The following is a 22,090-nucleotide window of genomic DNA, read 5'->3' on the forward strand; positions in this document are numbered from 1 at the left end:
GCAAAGGTCGTTTGAATAGCATCTAGGACATACAACTTTAGTCATGGATCAGTCTCCTTTCTCCCGGAGGGTTTGTTTTCTGCCTAAAAACATCATAACTCCGGGCGGGAGACTGATTCAAATATCATATAACTTAACAGAACTTTTAAATTAAAAAGGAGGAAGCTGTATGGATGCTTTAGAGTTAATGACAGAAGAACATACTCATATCAAAAAAATGCTTGATGTGTTACGAAAAAAATGTCTTAACATTTTAAATAACCCTGATGAAAAAGTTAATACTGACTTTTTTACAAGGGCTTTAGATTTTATTCGATATTTTGCTGACAAATACCATCATGGTAAGGAAGAAGATATGTTATTTGGTATGTTAATTGAAAATGGAGGTAGTCTAGAAAAAACATTAATTGATGGAATGGAATCAGAACATAATTTAGGAAGATTATATATTTCACAATTAGAAGAGGCTTTAAATGAATACGATAATGGTAGTAAAGAAGCAAAATTAGATATTATGCTAACACCATGGCCTATGTATATTTACTCCATAGACATATAGACAAAGAAGATAATACTCTCTTTCCATATGCTAAAAGATCACTTCCACAAAAAGAGCTAGATAAGTTAAATAATGAAGTTAAAGAATATGAAGAAACTGAAAAAAATATCGAAACCCGTAAAAATATGCTAAGAGAGTTAGAGGATTTACAAAAAAATCTAGCCCAGTAAAGGGCTAGATTAACTTTTGTAATTTTTCTTCATCAAATCCTACCACTATATCTTCACCATTAGTTACTATTGGTCGTTTTATTCCTCTAGGATTTTCAGATAAAAATTGTGCTATTTCTCTATCAGTCATATCAGATTCATTAAGTTGAGCTTTTTTATAAGCTTGACTTTTTTTATTTAATAATTCCTTAGTTCCTAATTCTGTTAGATTAGCTAACTTTTCTATATCATCAATAGATAATGGTTTTTTAACTAAATCATAATTTTCAATCTCTACACTTTTTTCAGAAAGCCACGCTTTCGCTTTTTGACATGTTTTTCATCCAGAAACACAATAAAACTTTAACAAAGTTAGTCCTCCTTTTTTATAGCAATTTTAATTACCCTTCTATATCAAATGATTTAGGACCTGCTATTAAGTAACCTCTTTTTTAGGTGGTGGTGATAAAAAGCAAGCAATACCAGCTACTAATGGAAAGATCATCATTAATAATATAATTTCAAAGAAACTACCAAAAAGGTCAAAAAAAGCTCCAAAAGGTAGCGGACCAAGTGAGGAACCTATTACCATCGCGGTAGTTGATACTCCACGTATGCTACCTAGGTATTTTCTTCCAAAATAATTCGGCCACATCACATTAGTACTAACCCTATCAAATGCATCAAAAGACCCATGTAATACACTATATAAAACTAGAAGCCATGGAGTTTGTGCTAGTAATATTAGGTTCATAGTGATAAGAAACAATAAAGTTTACACCTTTAGCTACATTAACACGGGTCCGATCTAAAATATAGCCTGCTAAAAACGTAGTTATAAGCTGAGCTATTGCAAAGACACTTAAAATAAAAGCTCCAAAACTTGAGGAATGCCCTTTTCCTTCTATTATTGAAACCATATGAAAAACAAGTCCTGTGTTTACCATAGCTGGTACAGCCATTATAAATAACATTACCCAAAAGACTTTAGTTGTTTTAGCTTCAGATAGACTCCATGATATTTCTGCACTTAACTTTTCGTTATTTTCTTGTATTTCACCTTTCTCTCCATCGGGAACTTCACCTATTTGTTCAGGCTTATCCCGAACAAAGATTAGACCTAAAGGTACCATAACTCCTACTAATAATAAAGCCCAAACCCTCCATGCATGTTCTATTCCTAAGTTGGTAATTAAAAAATCATTTATAGGTGGAAATGAAGCAGAAGCTAATGCCCCTCCTATTGCCATTAAACTTAACGCTATCCCCCGCCTAGAAACAAACCACTGTGGAATTAATGTATTCGGTATAAGGGTCATTGAACCCTGACCAAACAGTCTTAGAAAAAAGAATCCAAATATAAGCATAAAAGGTATATCCACAAAGCTCATCCTTATAGTTGTAAGGGCTAGTAAAATTGGTGCTATAGTGTCATTTTTCTATGTCCATATTTATCTATTGATTTCCCTATGAAAGGTATAGTCATCCCTGAAATAAAGGTAGCAGTTGAGTAAAAACCAGATACTAACGATCTACTCCATCCTAGTTCTGATACGTAGTAGTTAATAAATATTAATACGGAGTATGTTTGACCTGGCCCTGAAAAGAAAAGGCCTAATGCACCTATAAGAACTATTACCCAGCCATAATAATATGGGATAGTGAAAGGTACTGAGTTAGATTTTAAATTAGGTATATATTTACCTGTTGTTGTTTTCATTATATTCCTCTCCAAACCTCATTGTATACTTATACCATTCTACTTTTCTATTAAAAATTATGCAACCTTTTACTCCTTATATACTAAATCACAAGTATTTTTTAGTTATAAAATTAATATGTTGTATTGAAAAGATTACCTATATAAGGTGGCGATAATTTGCAGACTGTCATATATAGTACAATTGCAGGGCTTTCTACTTTACTCGGTACTTTAATAGTTTTAATATCTGGTATCCCTAGTAATAGAGTACTATCTATTTTGTTAGGGTTTGCTGGTGGAGTCATGTTATCTGTAAGTACTTTTGAATTACTACCTGAATCTTTAAAACTTAGTAGTATAGTTTTAACTATTCCAGGTTTTTTACTTGGTGGTTCTGTGATGTGGATTATCGATAAATTAATTAATCAAATTATTTCTATTGTAGCAACCGAACAAGAACAATTACTTAAAACAGGTTATTTAGTTGTTCTTGGTATTGGTTTACACAACTTACCTGAAGGTTTAGCTATCGGAACAGGAATTGAAGCTTCTCCTGCAGTTAGTTTAGCCATCGCTATTAGCCTTGGGTTACATAATATACCTGAAGGTATGGCATCTGCAGGACCACTTCAAGGAGCTAATATGTCAAAGCTTTCTATCATTGGATTGGTTACTTTGGCAGGTCTTATGACACCTCTTGGTACAATAATTGGGATGATATCAATTGGTATAACACCTAATTTAGTTGGAAGTAGTCTTTCTTTTGCTGCAGGTGCTATGATTTATCTAGCTATAAATGAATTAATTCCAAATGCACAAGAGTTTTCAAAGACCTTTGCTAACATTGGAGTTTTTATTGGAATAGTGATAGGAAACATAATCGTAATGTAGACCTCTCCTTACGAAGAGTTACTGAAATATTTAAAGATTAATAATCATAGTATTAATATAAAGTAACTATTTTTTTGATTTAATAATATTATAAAGTGAAATTTCATTAAAGGGGGAGGGGTTAACATGAATTATAAGCAGCTGATTGGTTCTACTGTAATAGATCAAGGATTAAAATATATTGATAAAGACCCCCTGAACAATATTCCTAAACTTTTGGCTTTTATGAGAAAATTTGCTGCTTTTGATCATCACAAAAAAGCTCTTAAAAGTTTTGAAAGATCATTTAAAGATCCTACAAGTAACTGGTTTCAACTTACTAAAAAGGTTTTAGACAATTATGATTTTGAAATAATAAAAAAATTTATCTCTAATTTTATCTTGAATTCTGTTATTTTAGGTAAAAAAGTAAACGAAGATTTAAGTAAAACACATGATTGTAATATTCCATGGGCAATCTTGATGGACCCAACTGCAGCTTGTAATCTCAAATGTGAAGGATGTTGGGCAGGTGATTATCATAAGTCTACTTTAGGTTACGATACAATGAACAGAATCATTACAGAAGGTAAAGAACTTGGCATCTATATGTATATATTTTCTGGTGGCGAGCCAATGTTAAAAAACAACGAAATAATAGATCTTGCAAAAAAACATAATGATTGTGCTTTTTTATCTTTTACTAATGGAACTTTAATTAATAAAGAGTTAGCAAGTAAGTTAAGGGAAGTTGGTAATATTGCTCTTGCTATTAGTATTGACGGATTTGAAGCTATCTCTGATAAGAGACGTGGTTTAGGTACTTATGGTCAAATTAGAAAAGCTATGGAGATTCTAAAAAGTTATAGTGTACCTTTTGGCTTCTCTACAACATACCATGCTTATAATACTGATATTGTTGCATCTGAAGACTACATTAATGAAATGATTGATTCTGGTTGTTTGTTTGGATGGTACTTTACCTATATGCCGATAGGTAAAAATGAAACTTCAAATATGTTAGCAAGTCCTAAACAAAGAGCTACAATGTATAAACAAATAAATAGATTTAGAAAAGAGAAACCAATTTTTTTAATAGACTTTTGGAATGACGGGGAATTTTCTGGTGGATGCATCGCTGGTGGTAGAAATTATATTCATATAAATGCTAACGGAGATGTAGAACCTTGTGCATTTATTCATTATGCAAATGTAAATATAAAAGATACCACACTACTAGAAGCTCTAAAATCTCCACTTTTTAAAGAGTACAAAGACAAACAGCCTTTTGATGAAAACCCATTACGTCCTTGTCCGCTTCTAGATAAACCAGAAATGCTAGAAGAAATGGTTTATAATTCAAACGCATATTCCACACATCTTTTTGAAGAAGAATCAGTTGAACACTTAACAAGTAAATGTAAAAATACTGCTAATGAATGGGCCAAAATGGCAGATAAATTATGGAATAAAAAGCACAACTAGCAATGTTCTACTTATCCTCTGCTACAAAAAAAGGGGGGGGTAAAACAATGATATATATCATTGTTTTACCCCTTATATTTTAATTTTCTTCTTTTGTAACAGCCATAATAGTCTCTCCAGCACGTACTTTATCACCTGATTTCACTTTAACATCTGTATTTTGGGGAAGGTATAATTCTGTACAAGATCCAAATTTTATCATCCCAAAACTATCACCTATAGAAAGAACAGTTCCTGTCTTTGCCTCTGAAACAATACGTCTTGCAACAAATCCAGCAATTTGAACAACTACATAATTAACTCCTCGACCATTGATCATTATTGCATTTCGTTCGTTTTCTTCTGAAGCCTTATCATTCCAAGCAACAAGATATTTTCCAGGATAATACTTAGTATTTACAACTTGTCCTGTTAATGGCATACGATTAATATGAACATCTAATAGTGACAGAAAAATCCTTACTCTTTTCATCTCTTGATTTGTAAAGTTTGGTTCAGTAATAGTTTCTATATCCATAACTTTACCATCAGCAGGTGAAACAACTAAATTATCACTCTTAGGGGGGTATCGTTTTGGATTTCGAAAAAAGATTGCTGTAAAAGTAGCAAGAGCCAAAAAAACAATAGATAGTTCAATAAAATAGAAAAGCCATGAAACTATAGCGCCTAACAAAAAGAACCCAATTGTACTAAAACCATGTCTAGAAATGGTGAAAGCCCTCATTATAATACCTCCGATATTTTCTCAACTTCAAACGATTTTGATAGGTATACCAATACACATCAATTTTTATATTTCTATATTAATTATATAAAAAAATAAATGTAAATCAAATAATTAAAAATAAAAAAGATTGGAACGAATCGATCCAATCTAAATATAAAATATTTATTTATACTTATTCATTTCAACAGTGTTTTTAGTCCCCGAATAGACTCCAATGGAAGCAAGACCAATAGAAGTACCCCAAATAATTGCTTTTTCAGGCTCTCCAGGAGCAAGATAAACAAAACCCATAACGTTTCCTATAACTAAAGCAACTATAGGTGATAGTTTCTTTGGCATACCTAGTTTTTTTAGTACTTGAATTAATCCCATAACAAAGGGAATTAACACCACATCATACGCTTCATATTCCATAACCATTACCCCTTCCTTCGAATTATCATTACTAAATCTTATTATAGTAATTAAAAAAATATTCGAAAGAAGGGATTTTAGTGTTAATCGATTTTGTCTTCATCATAATCAACTTCATAGTCTACATCATAGTAATTTGGTTCATTATTAAAATTTCCAGAATAATAAATGTTTAAATTTCCTTTTTTGGTCATTGCTTTAATTATTCTATGAAATAGCTTCTTCCAAATAGGTCTAGTAAATGGAATTAATAAAGTTAACCCAAAAATGTCAGTTACAACTCCAGGTGTAAGTAATAAGGCACCTCCAACTAATATACATGCTCCACTAAAGAGTTCATCAGTTGGAAGTTGGCCTGTTGATAATCTTTTTTGGAGTTTTGTGATAACTATTAAACCTTGACTTTTAGCTAGAAATACACCCACAAACCCAGTGATAGCAACCAAAACTATTGTTGGTAGTGGACCGATACTTTGACCTAATCTAGCTAGAACCCATACTTCTAGTAAAGGAATTAAAGTAAAAATTAATAATGCTTTAACCAACATAAATTAACCTCCCAGGTAATCCAATTTAACTTACATATTCTTGAATCCTTTCATATAAATCTGGAAAGTGTTTTTTCATAGATATAGGATTACCTCTTTCAGAAACAAATGCATGAGAAGTTTCTCCTGTTGCTAACTCTTTTCCATCACTTTCTCTAAAAACTCTATAATTAAAGATAATGCGCGCAGGAGTCAATTTTAAGATTTTAGTGCTTACAGTTATTAAATCATCATAACGAGCAGGACTTTTATAATTACAGCTAGCACTGGCAACTGGAAGATAAACCCCTTTATCTTCCAGTCTGCCATATGGAAAATCTACTTCTCTAAAAAATTCATTTCTACCTACTTCAAACCAAGCTAGGTAATTAGCGTAATATACAACTCCCATTTGATCTGTTTCTTGATAACGCACCCTAATATTTGTATTAGAAATCAAAAGTATTCACCCCAATCGACACTATAGAATTGTAGCTTGCCCCCGATACACAAAGCCACGCAGTGAATCTATTGTAACCTCTTCTCCATCATTTAGCTTTTCTAAAGCTCCACCTGCACCTACTATAACAGGTACACCTAATTCCAGTCCGACAATAGCACTAGGAGACGTATATCCTCCCTCTTCTGCAACTAAACCAGCTGCTTTAGCTAAATATGGGACTGTATCTTTGGTGGTTCCTTTTAAAACTACTATGTCTCCTTCTGAAATTTTATTAAAGTCTTCGTTACTTTCTACTTTAACAACACGACCTGTAACTGGTTTTTTACCAATACCAGAACCAGAAACAATAATATCTCCAACTGTATGTACTCTGATTAAGTTAGTAGTGCCTGAAACTCCAACTGGAATACCTGCTGTTATTACCACAAGATCCCCTTCATTTATATAGTTTGAAGCTAATGAAGCTCGAATTGCTTCTTGGAACATTTCATCTGTGGAATCAGTAGGGCTAGCTTTAACAGGATAGACTCCCCAAGTTAGTACTAACCTTCTTACAATATTTTCTTTAGGTGTAATTGCAATGATTGGTGCATTGGGTCTGAATTTAGCCACCATTCTAGAAGTATAACCTGACTGAGTTGAAGTTAATATTGCATTAGCGCTTAATTGACCTGCTATATTACATGTAGAAAATCCTATTGATTCCGTTATTCCAGTTCCTGCATCAGTGCGAGAATCTGTTTGTGCATGTTCTTTTTCAGTGGTTATTGCAATATTAGCCATAGTACTGACAGCTTCTACAGGATAATCTCCCGCTGCTGTTTCGCCACTTAACATGATAGCATCTGTCCCATCAAAAATTGCATTAGCTACATCACTTGCTTCTGCACGAGTGGGTCTTGGATTTTCTGTCATAGATTCTAACATCTGTGTGGCAGTTATTACAGGTTTACCTTCTTGATTACATCTTTTTATCATACGTTTTTGTACAAGAGGAACTTCTTCAGGTGGAATATCTACACCTAAATCACCTCTAGCTACCATTAGACCATCAGAAACATCTAAAATCTCGTTTAAGTTTTCTACACCTTCTTTATTTTCAATTTTAGAAATTATAGGAATATCTGCATTATTATCTTCTAAAAATCTTCTTATTTCTAATACATCTTGGGCTTTTCTAATAAAAGAAGCAGCAATAAAATCCACATTATTTTTTATTCCAAATAAAATATCACTTTTATCTTTCTCTGTCATTGCTGGTAATGATAATTTAACTCCCGGAAGATTCACACCTTTTTTGTTCTTTATTACTCCATTGTTTTTAACAACTGTTTTCACTTCAGTATTACTTACTTCATTTACTAATAGCTCTACTAAACCATCATCAAGTAACACTCGATCACCGGGTTTCACATCTTGGGTAATATCCTGATATGTTACAGACCCTTTATCTTTATTACCTTCTATATTTTCTGTTGTTAAAATAAACTCTTGACCCTGTTCTAAATTTATCTGACCACCTTCGAAATTACCAAGTCTTATCTCTGGACCTTTGGTGTCCAACAATACACTTGCTAGGCGATTCGTGTCCCAAAAAACTTCTTTTATGGTATCAATACGGACTTGATGTTCATCATAATCACCGTGTGAAAAGTTTAAACGACAAACATCCATTCCTTTTTGAATCATAGTAGCCAAAGTTTCTTTCTTTTCACAAGCTGGCCCTATTGTACATACTATTTTAGTTTTTCTCATTATTTGGTTCCCTCCTTAATCTTTACTTTAATGGAACCTTCACCCATTAACTTTTCTACTTGTTTAATAAACTCTTGATTGTCTGAAGCATAACAAGATGGATCTACTTCAACTAGTTTTTTATTTTCAGGGAAATATAGTAAAACTGGTAAATCACTTTTTTGTTCAATTAGTAAATGTTTCAATTTTTCTAATTGAGGATTTTTAGTTTTTAATACTTTTATATAAATCTTTTTTTTAGGTAGCTCTACTTGGCTCAAAGAATTAATCTGTTGTACAATTAATTTTGTTTCGCCTTCTTCTTTTTTATCCAACTTACCTTTTATAAGTAATGGTTGACTATCATATAAAAGTGGTCGTGCTAAACCATATTGATTAGGAAAAATCACTAGTTCTACAGAACCTGTCTGATCTTCTAGAGAACAAAACGCCATTTTTTGTCCTTTTTTAGTTAGTATTTCTTTAATTCCATAAGGAATTCCTCCAACATAAATTTGTGCACCATCTTGTAATTCAACTAATTTGTTTATTGGAACGGTATGAAAACTTTGCATCTTCTTCTTATAGTCATCTAAAGGATGACCACTAACATAAAAACCTAATAATTCTTTTTCCATATCAAGTCTATCTTTTAAATTAAATTCAGTCACATTAGGATAGTTAACTTCTATCTTAGGCAGACCATCTGATACAATTTCCCACATTGTAACTTGGCCATTATTAGAACTCTTTGAAAACATTTGAGCCTTTTTGATTGCTTCATCTACCACTTGTAACAATTGTTTTCTATTATATCCTAACTCGTCAAAGGCACCTACTTTTACAAGACTTTCAATAACTTTACGGTTACAAACTCTTAAATCAATTTGTGAACAAAATTCATCAAAAGAATTAAAACCACCATTCTTATATTTGGATTTTATTATTTCATGTACAGCAGCACGGCCTACATTTTTTATAGCGGCTAAACCAAATCGAATTCGTTTATCACTAACTACTGTAAAATCAACTAAAGATTCATTAATATCCGGTGGTAATATTTCTATACCTTGTGAATTAGCATCATCGATATATAGTGCTAGTTTTTCTGTATCATTCATACTATTAGTTAATAGTGCTGCCATAAACTGAGTGGGATAATTGGCTTTTAGATAGGCTGACTGATATGCAATATAGGCATAAGCAGCTGAATGTGATTTATTAAATCCATAGTCTGCAAACTTAACAATTAAATTATAAACATGTTCTCCTACTTTTCTGTCATAACCTTTATTTACACAACCTTCTACAAACTTAACCTTTTGTTCATTTAATATATCTTTTTTCTTTTTCCCAATAGCACGCCTTAATAAATCCGCTTCACCCAATGAAAATCCTGCCATTTCACTTGCTACTTGCATTATTTGCTCTTGATAAACCATAATACCATATGTTTCTTCTAGTATTGATTTTAGATCTGGATGTGGATAAGAAATTTCACGTTTTCCATGTTTACTTTCGATAAAGGTTGGAATTTGCTCCATAGGACCTGGGCGATATAAAGCAGAAGTTGCAATAATATCTTCAAAACTTGTTGGCTTTAACTCTTTTAAAACATTTCTCATACCACTAGACTCTAGCTGAAAAATTCCAAGAGTATTTCCTGATCGAATCAATTCATAAGTAGTATTATCATCTAGTGAAATTTCATCCAATTTTATAGGCTTACCAGTAGTTTTTTCAATAATACCTACAGCTCTATTCATCATTGTTAAAGTCTTTAGTCCTAAAAAGTCCATTTTTAATAGACCGAGTTCTTCTAAAGTTCCCATGGGTAGTTGAGTCATTATTTGTCCTTCATTACTTTGTAATGGAACATATTCAGTCAAAGGTTCTTTAGCTATCACTATACCTGCAGCATGAGTTGAAGCATGTCTGTGTAAACCTTCGATAGATTTTGATATATCAAGTAATCTTTTAACTTGAGGATCTTCTTGATACAGGTTTTTTAAGTCCTTATTTAATTCTAAAGCTTTATCTATAGTTATTCCAAGTTCATGTGGGATCATCTTTGCTACTTTATCCACATCACCATAACCCATCCCAAGAACACGCCCAACGTCTCTAACAGCTGCTCTAGCCTGCATTGTACCAAAGGTGATTATTTGCGCCACTTTATCACTGCCATATTTTTTAACAACATAGTCGATAACTTGTTCTCTTTTTTCATAGCAGAAATCAATATCAATATCTGGCATATTAACTCGTTCTGGATTTAAAAATCGTTCAAATAATAAACCATATCTAATAGGATCTATATTTGTAATTTCTAGACAATACGCTACTAGACTCCCCGCTGCTGAACCTCTACCTGGACCAACTAAAATATTATTTTCATGAGCAAATCTAACAAAATCCCAAACTATTAAAAAATATGAAGCATAACCCATTCGTTGGATTATGTCTAATTCATATTCGAGCCTTTCTCGTATTTCAGGTGTGATATCCTGGTAGCGTTTATTTAACCCTTTCATACATAGTTCACGAAGATAACTGTTCTCATCATGATCCTTTGGTACTTCAAAGTAAGGCAAGTGTAATGTATCAAAATCTAATTCTACATTACATTTATCGGCTATTTTCAATGTATTTTCTATAGCTCTGGGAAACTCAGAGAAAAGTTGATTCATATTGTCGCCATCTTTCATGTAGAACTCTTCATTGGGAAATTTCATCCTATCATCATCAGATACTTTTTTACCAGTTTGTATACATAATAGAACATCGTGAATAGTCGCATCTTCTTTATTTATATAATGAATATCATTTGTAGCTACTAATTCAATTGAAAGCTCTCTTGATAATTCTAATAAATGAGTGTTAACTTTTCTCTCTTCAATCAAACCATGGTCTTGTAGTTCTAGATAAAAATTGTGAGGGCCAAAGATTTCCTTTAGTTTATTTGCTTTATCTTTTGCCTTTTGATATTGCCCTTGTAAAATTAATGAAGGTATCTCTCCACCTAGACATGCACTTAGGGCAATAATACCTTCACTATATTGTTCTAATAACTCATAATCAACACGGGGCTTATAATAAAAACCTTCTTGATATGCTAAAGAAACAAGTTTCATTAGGTTTTTATATCCTGTTTGATTTCGTGCTAATAGTACTAGATGATATTGTTCTTTATCTTTAGCTGGATCTTTATCGAACCTACTTCTAGGAGCAACATAGACTTCACAGCCTAGAATTGGTTTAATACCAGCTTCTTTAGCCTTTTTGTAGAATTCCACTACTCCATACATCACCCCATGATCTGTAAGAGCAAGGGCAGGCATGTCCAATTGCTTAGCTTTTTCTACTAGATCTTCGATTCTACATTTTCCATCTAACAAACTATGATGACTGTGATTGTGTAGATGAACAAAAGGTTTTGGCATAATATACTTCCCCCTGACATAAGTTTAGCATAGGAGTTGATGTCTGTTTATGACTACATTTTTTAGTACTTTGATTCTGAATTTTTTTATTGCTTTAGGAGTTGTTATCGGTGGCTCATTAATTGGAAGTTTAGGAGCCGGTATTGGAGGAAAACCTCCATTACAAACTATGATGAACATTGCTGAACGTTTAAAAATATGGGCTTTAGTAGCTGCCCTCGGAGGTACTTTCACTACTATTAAAGAATTAGAAATGGGCTTTTTAGGTGGTCAGCTACACACTGTTATTAAACAGTTAATATTTATTTTTGCTGCTTTTTTGGGTGCTCATATTGGTGTTATAATTATAACATTATTAATCGGAGGGCAAAACTCATGACAACAGACCATAAATACTTATGGAAAATCAGATTAGGCTGGTTTCTCATAGGTATTTTAATTGGTGCTTATATTAGTTTTCATTATTTTAGTCAAGAACTAGAATCCTTGTATTGGGAAAAAACAGAGCTTGATCAAGAACTAACACAAACAGAAGAACGAGTCTCAAAGTTAGAAGAAGAACTCAGAAATATGGAAGAACAATGGAGTCAATACCCTCCACAAAGTAAGGTAAAAAAAACTGATATCGTTGTAGATTATGATAATACCCAAGTTGAATTAGCAATCGAAGAGTTCTGTCAAGAAATAGCAAGTGAAGTAATCGGACATCAAGTATCACAATTAGAACCCAATTTAATCTATCAGTTATTCGATAAAAGGGAAGTTAGTATTAATGATAGTAAATATAAAATTGAAGTTGATAGCTTAATAATCACAGAAGAACTTACTGTTTGGGTTACTCCAAAAGAATTAGATTAGCCTATTTTTTTAAGATCTGACTAGACACAAAGCCCTTAACCAATATCTGGTCTTTATACCTAATTTCTAGGTCAACTTTCCCATATTTACGAGAGTTTTCTAAAGTACGTGCTACAACAGTTATTTTTTGTTGTAACTGAATAGGTGCTAAGTAGTTAAATGAAAAGTTTTCTAATACTACATTATAATCTCTATCATGGCCTAAAGCAGAAAAACTTGCTTGCATCAAAAGTGTTGTTAAAATGGCTGGTTCCATTCCACCCATTTGATTTGTCATGGCTGGTGTTACATACCCAGTCAATTCAACACCTATATCAGTTCGTACTTTAGAAAAGTTTTTCTCAATTAACTTTTTAAAAGCTACTCCTGAATTTTCATCTTGACCATTACCAAATTGCATTGCTTCCATTACATCCTGCCGGCTAACTACTCCTTTTAAACAACCACCACCAGCTACTACTGGAATCATTTCTATACCTTCCCAAATCATAATATAAGCAACAGACGCTATAAGGGTTTCCGGAGAAACAGTTATTGGATTTTTTGTCATCATTTTATATACAGGAGTCCCCTGTTTTTTACCAGTTATATCCTTAGAAGTAACAACACCCTTTACTATATTGTTCAAATCAACCACAGGGAACCTACTATGTTTTGTTTGGTCTAACAAGCTTTTCCAATCATCATAAGTATCTGTTTCTTTTAGGTAGTAAACATAATCGCTCATTATATCCTCTACATGTAGTATTTCATTTTCCATATTCTTATTTGTTAATGCTTTATTTATAAGAGTAGCTATCCTATAAGTATCATATGGACTTGTAATTATAGGTAGCGCACATTTATCCGCAAGCTCTCTATTTACCATATTAGTGTCAAACCCACCTGATATTAATACTGCTGCACCCTTTTTTAATGCTAGTTCGTGTGCTTTTTCTCTATTTCCTACTATTAATAAAGAACCCTCATTTATATATTCAGACATTTCCTTAAGTTCCATTGCACCAATGATAAATTTATCTAGTGGTTTATATAGTCCTTCATTCCCACCTAAAACAGTACCATTAACAACTTTAATTAATTCAGCAAAAGTTACAGTTTGGCTATATTCCTTTTTGTTATTTTTTATTCTTATAGTACCTGTTTTAGGAATTGTTGTTACTAATCCTTTATTCTCGGCATCTTTTATCGCTCTATAAGCTGTACCATCACTTACAGATAATTCGTGGGCAGTTTTTCTTACAGATATCTTTGTACCAACAGGTAAGTCTGTAATATATTTTATTAACTCTTGATGTTTTGTCATATTTATCATTCTCCCGCTTTATAGTCTATTTAATATTTTAGCACATCGCTTTAAAGAACAAAATACTACTGTCTCAAGCGCTTATTTTTTCTTTTGTAATCTGTTAAAGATGTTTTTGGCCTATCAAGCTGCTTCTTTCTATCCTTTTTCATATTAGATAAAAAGTGTCTAATATGAGCTGTTAACACTAGAACTGATAATATTAACCACGACAAAGTAAACAGAGATTCTGTGCTTTCAGTACCAATAGAAGGAAGTTCTGGTAAAACTAAAAATATAGTTAAGCACAATATGATACTGATTAGATAAGATACTTTCACAGAAAATTGCATGAAACCCCTCCCTAAGTTTTAAATCTCTTCTATAAATATTACTATTATAAAGTTTTTACGTTAATCATTATAAATTAGTGACAATAGTATTTTTTATTCATAATCTGATATTAACAACAGTAAAAGGAGGGGATAACATGCAAATTAAAATTTCTAAACAAAATACTAACAGTCCCGCCAATAAAATCACTCTTACAAAAGAGTTTGCAAAAGTTTTATATATAGAGGGGGTTAAACCACAGCTAAAAATTCCAACTGAATACCAAATTAAAAGAATAACTTATAAAACAGTTTCTCCAAACAAGGTATTACTTAATGCTGATTTATTACTTACTACTAAATCTGTGAGGCAAATATCTAATAAAAATACAAAAGTTAATGTTAGTTGGAAAAAAACTTTAGATGTGATCCCTCCACAAAAACTTGACGTTGAAGCTAAAATTATCGAAAAAATACCTGAAAATAACCCATCCATTAAAAAAATCCAAAAAGTAGTTCCTAAGATAAAACAGGTAGAAGGCAAAACCTTAAGAAATCGAATAGCATTTAAAGGTCAAATTAATTTCGAAATTGAATATTATCCCAAAAACTAATTATAGTTTTGCTATAATATCTAATGTTTTGTTTATTTGTGAAGTAGTTATATCCTTATGTGTAACCATACGAACTCTACCATCACCGCTAAAATTTACCTTTATATTATGTTTTTGTAACTCTAATTGAAAGTCCCCGTCAAAAATATACGTATTATCAAAACTAAACCTGACAATATTTGTTTGCACCTTTTCTAATTCTACATTGATCCATGAAAATTCATCTAATCCTTGAGCTAATAATCTAGCATTATCATGGTCTTCTTGTAATCTAGTAACCATATCTTCTAAAGCTACTAATCCAGCTGCTGCCATAACCCCAACTTGTCTCATACCACCACCTAATAGTTTTCTACACTTTCTAGCTTTTTCTATAAAGCTTTTTGTTCCAACTAAAACAGATCCGACGGGGGCTGATAATCCCTTTGATAAACAAAACATGACTGAGTCACAACCGTGAACCAACTCTTTAACTGTAGTATTTAAATAAGTTGCTGCATTAAATATTCGTGCTCCATCTAGATGTAAAGGTATATTATTTTTTTTTGCTATTTTAGCTATTCGATCAATTGAGTCTTTAGATAGAACTGTTCCACCATGTAAGTTATGTGTATTTTCTAGGCATATCAAAGTAGTTTCAGGAAAATGAATATTTTCTGGTCTAATAGCTTGTTGTACTTGCATAGGTTGTAATTGTCCATTTTCACTTGGTAGTTGTCTTGCTTGTAAGCCAGATAAAATGGACAAGCCTCCTACTTCATACATATATATATGCATATCTTGTTCAAGTATAATTTCATCTCCTGGTTTAGTATGTGCCATTAAGGCGGCTTGATTAGCCATTGTACCTGTTGGAAAAAATAAAGCTGCTTCTTTAGAAAAAAGTTCTGAACTTTTTTCTTCTAAAGCCTGTACTGTAGGATCATCTTCATAGACATCATCTCCAACCTCAGCATCTGCCATAGATTGGCGCATCCGCTTTGTGGGCTTAGTGACAGTGTCACTTCTTAGGTCAATAACTTCCAATTAATACACCCCTTTTGCTTATTTACTCCAATTATATGAAACAAGGTGGTGTTTGTCTACTAACTGTAATTGTCTTTAATTATCTGTTATAATTAATTAATGAAAGGACTAAAAAGAGGTGAATTTAAATGGACGAGCAAACTTATAAATCATATTGGCATCTTGCTATTAAAATAATTGTCCTAATAGTTTCAATCATTGGTTTTCTCTGGTTCGTTAAAGAAATATCATGGGTTATTTCTTTGTTATTAGTTAGTATTTTAATTGTCTATGCTATAAGTCCACTTACTGATTTATTAGAAAAACAAAAGTTATCCCGAACAAGTGCAGCCGCTATAACATTTTTAATCTTTATTCTAATGATTATAGGATTTTTATTTCTCACTATACCCAGGATGTATAGTGAAATAAAAGAACTTGCTAATCATGCTCCAGTCTTATATCAAACTCTTAATCTTGAAACTTATTTAAATCAGTTAAATAAAGTAATAGAAGGGCCAGAATTCACAGAGTATTTAAGCGGGGCATTCGATTCACTTCCAAGAGCTCTTGATGGAATACAGGATTTGTTTCAACATTTTACCCAGTTTTCTATTGGATTAATAAGTGGTTTTTTTGAATTCTTAATAATAATGTTTTTAGTATTTTACCTTTTAAGAGATATTAAGGATATAAAAAACAATGTTATTTCTTTCTTTCCAAAAAAGTATCAAAATGAAGCTAACCAAGTCATAGATGTAATAGATTTAAAAGTTGGACAATATTTACGAGGTAATTTGAGTCGCTGCTTATTAGTAGGTATTTTTACTAGCTTTGGATTGTTTGTTTTAGAAATCAGGTTTTTCTTCTTATTAGGGTTACTTGCAGCACTTTTAAATATCATTGTATATATTGGACCATATATTGCTGCTTTTCCGGCAATACTTGTCGCTTTATCATACTCTTTCGAAACTGCAATAATTGTATCAATTATGTATATTTTAATCCAAAGTATTGATGCTTTTATTCTAACTCCTATTTTACTTGGAAAAGCAGTTGATCTAAGTCCTTTTTCAACTATATTAGCAATTACAATTGGTGGAGCCTTGTATGGAATTATAGGAGTTCTCATTTCAATACCACTTGCTGCTGTATTAAAAGTACTCTTGAATTATTATTATCTTGATAGGGTTAACAAAGATAAAAAAAGTCTCGTTGATTAACTCAACGAGACTTTTTTATTCATATTTTATATTATTAGAATTGCATTTACTACACATTCCATAGAATTCTAAACGATGATATTCAATTAAATGATCAGTATGATCATTTGCAATGTCTGTTAAGTCATTTTTTACAGGCATATCTATATCATAAACACGTTCACAGTTATTACAAACAAAGTGATAATGATTTTTAGGATTTCCATCAAAACGACTATAGGTACTTCCATAATCAAGTTCCATTATTTCTCCCATTTCCTTAAGAACTTTTAAGTTACGATATACAGTACCTAAACTAATATTCGGTAACTCTTCTCTTACTTGATCATATACCCAATCTGCTGTAGGGTGACATGTAGTGTTTTTCAAAACCTCTAATATAATTTTTCTTTGTTTAGTCATTCTTTTCTTACTTCGTTTAACATCAGTCATTTTAGGTTCTCCCTTCCCATGAGTTACTATTTCTATTAGTATCTATTATTAATTATAGACCATTAGTGCTAATTTCACAAGTTTTGTTTTAAAAGGTTTGACATTTCGTTTAGAGTTCCTTTTTGATCTGGTGATAGTTCTTCAATATATCCTTCACCTTGATCTATTAAGTAATCTGTAACCAAAAATACTTCCATACCAACTTTTTTAGCAACTAAATCTTCTTTTGTATCGTTTCCTATCATTAAACAGTTCTCTTGTCTTACATTCAATTTAGAAGATATTTCGCTGTAATATTTTGGATTAGGTTTTGCATGATGCATATTTTCATAAGAGGTGATCAGATCACACTCGTCAGGAGAAATATTTATCCATGATAACCTATGTTCTATCGCTTTTCTTGGAAAAACAGGGTTTGTTGCTATCACTATTTGATACCCTTTTTTTCTTAAATATTTTATTATCTCTAACGGAATATCATTTGTTTGTCCAATATACGTTTCTAGTTTTGGAAACTCCTTATCATAGAAATATTCAAAGAATGAGTTTAACTCATTTTTAGAAAGATCAACTACCTCTAAAAAGTAATCAAAAAAAACTTCTTCATTACTTTTTTCTGACTCTTTATTTTTAATCATATACTTACTACCTTCTAAAACATGGTTAACGAACAAATCAGGATTATATAATTCTTTAACATTTTCTTTAATAAGTTTTAAATACTGATGCAAAAACATATTAGTATCCACTGGTAGAAGAGTCCCATCCAGGTCAAATAAAATAACTTTATACATATTATAATCTCCTTTAAATTAAGTCTCTAAAAATAACTCTATACTTTTTTTAGATCTCCTTCATGAATTACTGAAATAACTTTTATGTCAAAAGACCAGGAAAGTTTTGTTGACGCAAAGCCTCAAATAAAGTGATTGCAACCGAGTTACTTAAATTTAGGGACCTAAATTCAGGTGACATAGGTATTTTTATAGTATTAGATTGATATTTTTCTAATAGTTCGTCAGATAACCCGGCAGTTTCTTTTCCAAATACTAAGACACTATCTTTTGGATAAGAAATTTCGTGATAGTAATGTTTTCCTTTTGTAGTAGCTAAATAGAAAGGTTTATCTCCTAACATATTTTCTACAGAATTAAAATCTTTGTGAACATAATATGACAATTGATCCCAATAATCTAAGCCAGCTCTTTTTAAATCTCTATCCGATATTGAAAAACCCAAAGGTTCTACTAAATGTAAAGTACTATTACTTATTGCACAAGTTCTAGATACATTACCTGTATTAGGTGGAATTTCAGGTTCAACTAACACTACATGCATAGTTGGCCTCCTTTACGAAATATTGTTTAATGTTTGTTTTAACTCATTTAAAACCATTTCTGATTTTTCATTGTTATATAATACATTTAATTCTTTTAACACTTGTTCTCTTTCTTTGTTATTCAAATTTTCATATATTTTTTCACTAGCCCAAACGGACATTGTTCTTATGATTTCACGTTGATCATGAAAACTATCTAAAACTAGCTGTGTACTACGTGGATCTTTTAAGTTTCCAAGAACTATTAGTGCGTTTCTTTGTAGCACCTTTTTGCCTCGCCAGAAAATAGCATTATCTTTAAATCGGTTCTTAAATTGTTTATTACTTAACTTTAATATATCTGAAATTTTCGGATAAATATCATCTATATTTAATACTTCTTCTCCCCATTCAGGCATACAATCTGGGCTATAATCGTCATTATTTCTATTTTCTGGGCATACCACTTGGCATTTGTCACAGCCATATAAATAATCTCCTATGATATTTCGTTGTTTTCTAGTTAAAAATCCTTTTTTTACAGTAAGGTACGCAGCACAATTATTTAAATCAAGATAGCTCTTTGAGTCTAAAGCAGACCCCGGGCATGAATTAATACACCTTTCACAGTTTAGACATTTACTAGTAGTTAAGTTTAAGTTATTCATCTGTGGTAATTCTGTATCTATTAACAAGCCACCTATAAAAAAAAATGAACCCAGTCCAGGAACCATTAAACAATTATGATTTCCTTTAATTCCAAGTTCCCCTCTAAATGCTAGTTCTCTTTCTGCTAGAGGGCTTGTATCTACTATAGGTAAAAAATTAGATGATATGATACTATGTTTTTTCAATTTTTGAGCTAAATCAACTAATGCCTCTTTTACAACTAAATGATAATCTCTACCCCAAGCTACTCTAGCAAATCGTCCACGTATAAACTGATCATTTGGTTTGGGTGATGTTTTTTCTGGTGCACATCCATAGGGATATAGCCCTATAATCAATGATTTTGCCCAAGTAGTATATTTGTTAGGTGTAGTTCTATAATCGGGATCATTTTTAACAAATGGATACTCCCCAAGGTTTTTTTGAATGGTTGCTAACCTGTTGTATCCGCATTCATATCTATCTGTTGGTATAACTGAGACTAGAGGAAAACCTGTTTTTTTTGCTAGTTGTGTTATCTTTTGGTGTAGATTCATTTTCCCTCTCCTTGTAAACACAGTTTTTGTACTTCACATGTTTTACATTGAGGTGACCTTGCTTTACATCTATTACGTCCATGAAAAATCAAAGTATGATGTGCATCAATCCAATAAGTTTTTGGAAGAATTTCCATCAGATCTTTTTCAACATCTAATACTGTATCTCCTTTAGATAATCCCATACGCCTAGCTACTCGAAAAACATGAGTATCAACAGCTAACGTAGGTTGATTGAAAGCATTTGCAAGAACTACATTAGCAGTTTTCCTACCTACTCCTGGTAGATTTTCAAGGTCTTTTCTATTATCAGGGACACACCCTCCATGTTCTGAAACTAATAGTTCACATGTTTTAATAATATTTTTACTCTTATTTTTATATAAACCAGCACCTTGAATATATTCTATAAGTCGTTCTACACCAATTTCTAACATTTGATTTGGTGTATTGGCTTTTTTAAATAATTTATCAGTTATCAAGTTCACCCTTTCATCTGTACATTGGGCTGATAAAATAGTTGCAATTAATAGTTCAAAGGGTGTATTAAAATTTAATGCAGTTTGTGCATCGGGATAGGTTTTTGTTAATATATCAATTATTTTTTTAGCATCATTATTGTTCATTTTTATCTACCCTTTCTCTTTTTTGACACTCTTTACAGTTTTGTTTATCAAATTGACAAGGGTTTACATGAATTAGAACATTTTCAATCTCAGGTATATCTTTAAGTATATGGTGTTTAGCTGTTCCCGCAAAATGATGGCCTTCAGCAACTGTACTATTTCGATTTACACATACTTTCATATCTACTAGGATCTTAGGACCATGGTACCTAGCTTTTATGTCATGTACATTTTGTATCCCCTTAGTGTTTTTTACAATATCTGATATAAGTTCTAGAGTTTCATTACTTGGTGCTGTATCGATCAGTTCACGAATAGAACTTAGATAAAGTTTAATACCCATACGTAATATCAATACAGAAACAAGTAAAGCACCTATCGGATCTAAAATTAAAAATCCAAATCGAGCACCTAAAATTCCAAGTAAAGCAGCTAATGAGGAAATGGCATCTGATCGATTATGCAAAGCGTCTGCTTTTAGAGCACTACTATTATTTTTTACTCCCATACTATAATTATATCTAAACAAAATTTCTTTTACTACAATTGATATAACTGCACCTATTATAGCTCCTCTTCCGGGGACATAGTGCGTTTCAAAAAATATTGAAATGGCATTATAACCTAAAGCTATTGCGGTTAGTATCAATATTAGTGCTACAACTTTAGAAGCTACTGATTCTAATTTTCCGTGACCATAATGATGAGTACTATCAGGTGGTCTTTTAGCAACTATAATACCAAAATAGACAATTCCACTAGAAAGAATATCACTCACAGAATGAAAAGCATCAGCAACAAGTGCCGCACTTCCAAATATTACTCCAAAAACACCTTTTAAGATAGCTAATAAAGTATTTGTAACCAATGTAACAAGAGATACTCTATGAGAAGCAACATTTTTATGTGAACTATGGACCATAAACATACGCCCCTTACAAATTAAATTTGATACCTACTGTCATAATACTAGATTATGCAATATAGAGCAACTAAGATACCGACCAAATGTCAATGTTCTTTGAAAATGTCACCTTTTTAGTCATAGTGACATTTTTACAGAACATTCTTAGGGTGACAATATCACAGAACAATTACACTAAGATACCGACCAAAAAA

General features: G+C 31.8%; 26 protein-coding genes and 1 pseudogene. 8 read left to right on the top strand and 19 right to left on the bottom strand.

Translation table 11 applies throughout. The features are described from left to right. Nucleotides 1-169: 169 nt before the first annotated feature. Both CDO51_RS01270 and CDO51_RS01275 read left to right on the top strand, forming a co-directional pair. A complete protein-coding gene (locus tag CDO51_RS01270) occupies nucleotides 170-559 on the top strand; it encodes a hemerythrin domain-containing protein (RefSeq protein WP_089022489.1) in 390 nt (129 codons plus the stop codon). Then, the gene (locus CDO51_RS01275; RefSeq protein ID WP_089022490.1) at nucleotides 526-729 is read left to right on the top strand and encodes a hypothetical protein; all 204 of its coding nucleotides are present in this window, start codon (nucleotides 526-528) and stop codon (nucleotides 727-729) included. Before CDO51_RS01270 ends, CDO51_RS01275 begins: the two co-directional genes overlap by 34 nt. Nucleotides 730-733: 4 nt before the next feature. Here the strand turns inward: CDO51_RS01275 and CDO51_RS01280 are convergent. The 4 genes and pseudogenes from CDO51_RS01280 to CDO51_RS14095 all read right to left on the bottom strand — a co-directional run. Then, nucleotides 734-1,033: pseudogene (locus CDO51_RS01280) on the bottom strand (arsenate reductase family protein); the annotation flags it as partial. A gap of 111 nt (nucleotides 1,034-1,144) precedes the next feature. Then, nucleotides 1,145-1,462 carry an MFS transporter gene (locus CDO51_RS14085; protein WP_205842051.1) on the bottom strand — a complete coding sequence of 106 codons (318 nt, stop codon included), beginning with the start codon at nucleotides 1,460-1,462 and terminating at the stop codon, nucleotides 1,145-1,147. Continuing rightward, entirely contained in the window at nucleotides 1,413-2,099 is a 687-nt protein-coding gene (locus CDO51_RS14090; protein ID WP_205842052.1) for an MFS transporter, read from the bottom strand. The genes CDO51_RS14085 and CDO51_RS14090 overlap by 50 nt, the downstream gene beginning before the upstream one ends. A 32-nt stretch (nucleotides 2,100-2,131) precedes the next feature. Then, nucleotides 2,132-2,428, bottom strand: a complete 297-nt coding sequence (locus CDO51_RS14095) for a hypothetical protein (protein ID WP_205842053.1) — start codon at nucleotides 2,426-2,428, stop codon at nucleotides 2,132-2,134. Nucleotides 2,429-2,587: 159 nt separating this feature from the next. Here CDO51_RS14095 and CDO51_RS01290 point away from each other — a divergent pair, with 159 nt between their 5' ends. After that, the gene (locus tag CDO51_RS01290; RefSeq protein ID WP_089022492.1) at nucleotides 2,588-3,301 is read left to right on the top strand and encodes a ZIP family metal transporter; all 714 of its coding nucleotides are present in this window, start codon (nucleotides 2,588-2,590) and stop codon (nucleotides 3,299-3,301) included. Nucleotides 3,302-3,427: 126 nt separating this feature from the next. Further along, the gene (locus tag CDO51_RS01295; RefSeq protein ID WP_089022493.1) at nucleotides 3,428-4,765 is read left to right on the top strand and encodes a radical SAM/SPASM domain-containing protein; all 1,338 of its coding nucleotides are present in this window, start codon (nucleotides 3,428-3,430) and stop codon (nucleotides 4,763-4,765) included. A 79-nt stretch (nucleotides 4,766-4,844) separates the two neighbouring features. Here the strand turns inward: CDO51_RS01295 and CDO51_RS01300 are convergent, their stop codons facing one another. The 6 genes from CDO51_RS01300 to CDO51_RS01325 form a co-directional block, all read right to left on the bottom strand. After that, nucleotides 4,845-5,489 carry a phosphatidylserine decarboxylase family protein gene (locus tag CDO51_RS01300; RefSeq protein ID WP_089022494.1) on the bottom strand — a complete coding sequence of 215 codons (645 nt, stop codon included), beginning with the start codon at nucleotides 5,487-5,489 and terminating at the stop codon, nucleotides 4,845-4,847. A 165-nt stretch (nucleotides 5,490-5,654) separates the two neighbouring features. After that, nucleotides 5,655-5,906 (bottom strand): hypothetical protein, encoded by a 252-nt coding sequence (locus CDO51_RS01305; protein WP_089022495.1) that lies wholly within the window; start codon nucleotides 5,904-5,906, stop codon nucleotides 5,655-5,657. Nucleotides 5,907-5,989: 83 nt separating this feature from the next. Then, nucleotides 5,990-6,454: an FxsA family protein gene (locus CDO51_RS01310; RefSeq protein ID WP_089022496.1), complete on the bottom strand. Its 465-nt coding sequence runs from the start codon at nucleotides 6,452-6,454 to the stop codon at nucleotides 5,990-5,992. Between the two features lie 25 nt (nucleotides 6,455-6,479). Beyond that, nucleotides 6,480-6,893: an acyl-CoA thioesterase gene (locus CDO51_RS01315; RefSeq protein WP_089022497.1), complete on the bottom strand. Its 414-nt coding sequence runs from the start codon at nucleotides 6,891-6,893 to the stop codon at nucleotides 6,480-6,482. A 21-nt stretch (nucleotides 6,894-6,914) separates the two neighbouring features. After that, nucleotides 6,915-8,651: a pyruvate kinase gene (pyk, locus tag CDO51_RS01320; RefSeq protein ID WP_089022498.1), complete on the bottom strand. Its 1,737-nt coding sequence runs from the start codon at nucleotides 8,649-8,651 to the stop codon at nucleotides 6,915-6,917. Then, complete coding sequence (locus CDO51_RS01325; protein WP_089022499.1) at nucleotides 8,651-12,073, bottom strand: DNA polymerase III subunit alpha; 3,423 nt, start codon at nucleotides 12,071-12,073, stop codon at nucleotides 8,651-8,653. The genes pyk and CDO51_RS01325 overlap by 1 nt, the downstream gene beginning before the upstream one ends. Before the next feature lie 49 nt (nucleotides 12,074-12,122). Here CDO51_RS01325 and CDO51_RS01330 point away from each other — a divergent pair, with 49 nt between their 5' ends. Together CDO51_RS01330 and CDO51_RS01335 are read left to right on the top strand one after the other, a co-directional pair. Then, the gene (locus tag CDO51_RS01330) at nucleotides 12,123-12,452 is read left to right on the top strand and encodes a YtrH family sporulation protein (protein ID WP_089022500.1); all 330 of its coding nucleotides are present in this window, start codon (nucleotides 12,123-12,125) and stop codon (nucleotides 12,450-12,452) included. Next, nucleotides 12,449-12,931 carry a sporulation membrane protein YtrI gene (locus tag CDO51_RS01335; protein ID WP_089022501.1) on the top strand — a complete coding sequence of 161 codons (483 nt, stop codon included), beginning with the start codon at nucleotides 12,449-12,451 and terminating at the stop codon, nucleotides 12,929-12,931. The genes CDO51_RS01330 and CDO51_RS01335 overlap by 4 nt, the downstream gene beginning before the upstream one ends. Before the next feature lies 1 nt (nucleotide 12,932). Here CDO51_RS01335 and CDO51_RS01340 read toward each other — a convergent pair whose 3' ends face one another. Beyond that, nucleotides 12,933-14,237, bottom strand: a complete 1,305-nt coding sequence (locus tag CDO51_RS01340; RefSeq protein WP_158212263.1) for a DRTGG domain-containing protein — start codon at nucleotides 14,235-14,237, stop codon at nucleotides 12,933-12,935. A gap of 65 nt (nucleotides 14,238-14,302) precedes the next feature. After that, nucleotides 14,303-14,569 (bottom strand): hypothetical protein, encoded by a 267-nt coding sequence (locus CDO51_RS01345; protein WP_089022503.1) that lies wholly within the window; start codon nucleotides 14,567-14,569, stop codon nucleotides 14,303-14,305. Nucleotides 14,570-14,706: 137 nt separating this feature from the next. Here CDO51_RS01345 and CDO51_RS01350 point away from each other — a divergent pair, with 137 nt between their 5' ends. Then, nucleotides 14,707-15,162 carry a hypothetical protein gene (locus CDO51_RS01350; protein WP_089022504.1) on the top strand — a complete coding sequence of 152 codons (456 nt, stop codon included), beginning with the start codon at nucleotides 14,707-14,709 and terminating at the stop codon, nucleotides 15,160-15,162. Here CDO51_RS01350 and ltaE read toward each other — a convergent pair whose 3' ends face one another. Continuing rightward, on the bottom strand, nucleotides 15,163-16,188 hold the full coding sequence (gene ltaE / locus CDO51_RS01355; RefSeq protein ID WP_089022505.1) for a low-specificity L-threonine aldolase: 1,026 nt from the start codon (nucleotides 16,186-16,188) through the stop codon (nucleotides 15,163-15,165). A 128-nt stretch (nucleotides 16,189-16,316) separates the two neighbouring features. Here ltaE and CDO51_RS01360 point away from each other — a divergent pair, with 128 nt between their 5' ends. After that, nucleotides 16,317-17,390 (top strand): AI-2E family transporter, encoded by a 1,074-nt coding sequence (locus CDO51_RS01360; RefSeq protein WP_089022506.1) that lies wholly within the window; start codon nucleotides 16,317-16,319, stop codon nucleotides 17,388-17,390. Between the two features lie 15 nt (nucleotides 17,391-17,405). On the opposite strand, the gene CDO51_RS01365 is transcribed toward CDO51_RS01360, so the two are convergent. The 6 genes from CDO51_RS01365 to CDO51_RS01390 all read right to left on the bottom strand — a co-directional run bounded on the left by CDO51_RS01365 (nucleotide 17,406) and on the right by CDO51_RS01390 (nucleotide 21,893). Then, complete coding sequence (locus CDO51_RS01365) at nucleotides 17,406-17,822, bottom strand: Fur family transcriptional regulator (RefSeq protein ID WP_089022507.1); 417 nt, start codon at nucleotides 17,820-17,822, stop codon at nucleotides 17,406-17,408. Between the two features lie 74 nt (nucleotides 17,823-17,896). Beyond that, the gene (locus tag CDO51_RS01370; RefSeq protein ID WP_089022508.1) at nucleotides 17,897-18,616 is read right to left on the bottom strand and encodes an HAD family hydrolase; all 720 of its coding nucleotides are present in this window, start codon (nucleotides 18,614-18,616) and stop codon (nucleotides 17,897-17,899) included. Between the two features lie 82 nt (nucleotides 18,617-18,698). Next, nucleotides 18,699-19,160, bottom strand: coding sequence for a tRNA (cytidine(34)-2'-O)-methyltransferase (locus CDO51_RS01375; protein WP_089022509.1), 462 nt, complete (start codon nucleotides 19,158-19,160; stop codon nucleotides 18,699-18,701). 12 nt (nucleotides 19,161-19,172) lie between these two features. Next, a complete protein-coding gene (queG, locus tag CDO51_RS01380; protein WP_089022510.1) occupies nucleotides 19,173-20,345 on the bottom strand; it encodes a tRNA epoxyqueuosine(34) reductase QueG in 1,173 nt (390 codons plus the stop codon). After that, a complete protein-coding gene (nth, locus tag CDO51_RS01385) occupies nucleotides 20,342-20,971 on the bottom strand; it encodes an endonuclease III (protein WP_089022511.1) in 630 nt (209 codons plus the stop codon). The genes queG and nth overlap by 4 nt, the downstream gene beginning before the upstream one ends. Beyond that, nucleotides 20,961-21,893 carry a cation diffusion facilitator family transporter gene (locus CDO51_RS01390; protein WP_158212264.1) on the bottom strand — a complete coding sequence of 311 codons (933 nt, stop codon included), beginning with the start codon at nucleotides 21,891-21,893 and terminating at the stop codon, nucleotides 20,961-20,963. The genes nth and CDO51_RS01390 overlap by 11 nt, the downstream gene beginning before the upstream one ends. Nucleotides 21,894-22,090: the final 197 nt, after the last annotated feature.

It is taken from the genome of Natranaerobius trueperi (assembly GCF_002216005.1).
In the GTDB taxonomy this organism is placed as follows: Bacteria; Bacillota; Natranaerobiia; order Natranaerobiales; family Natranaerobiaceae; genus Natranaerobius_A; species Natranaerobius_A trueperi.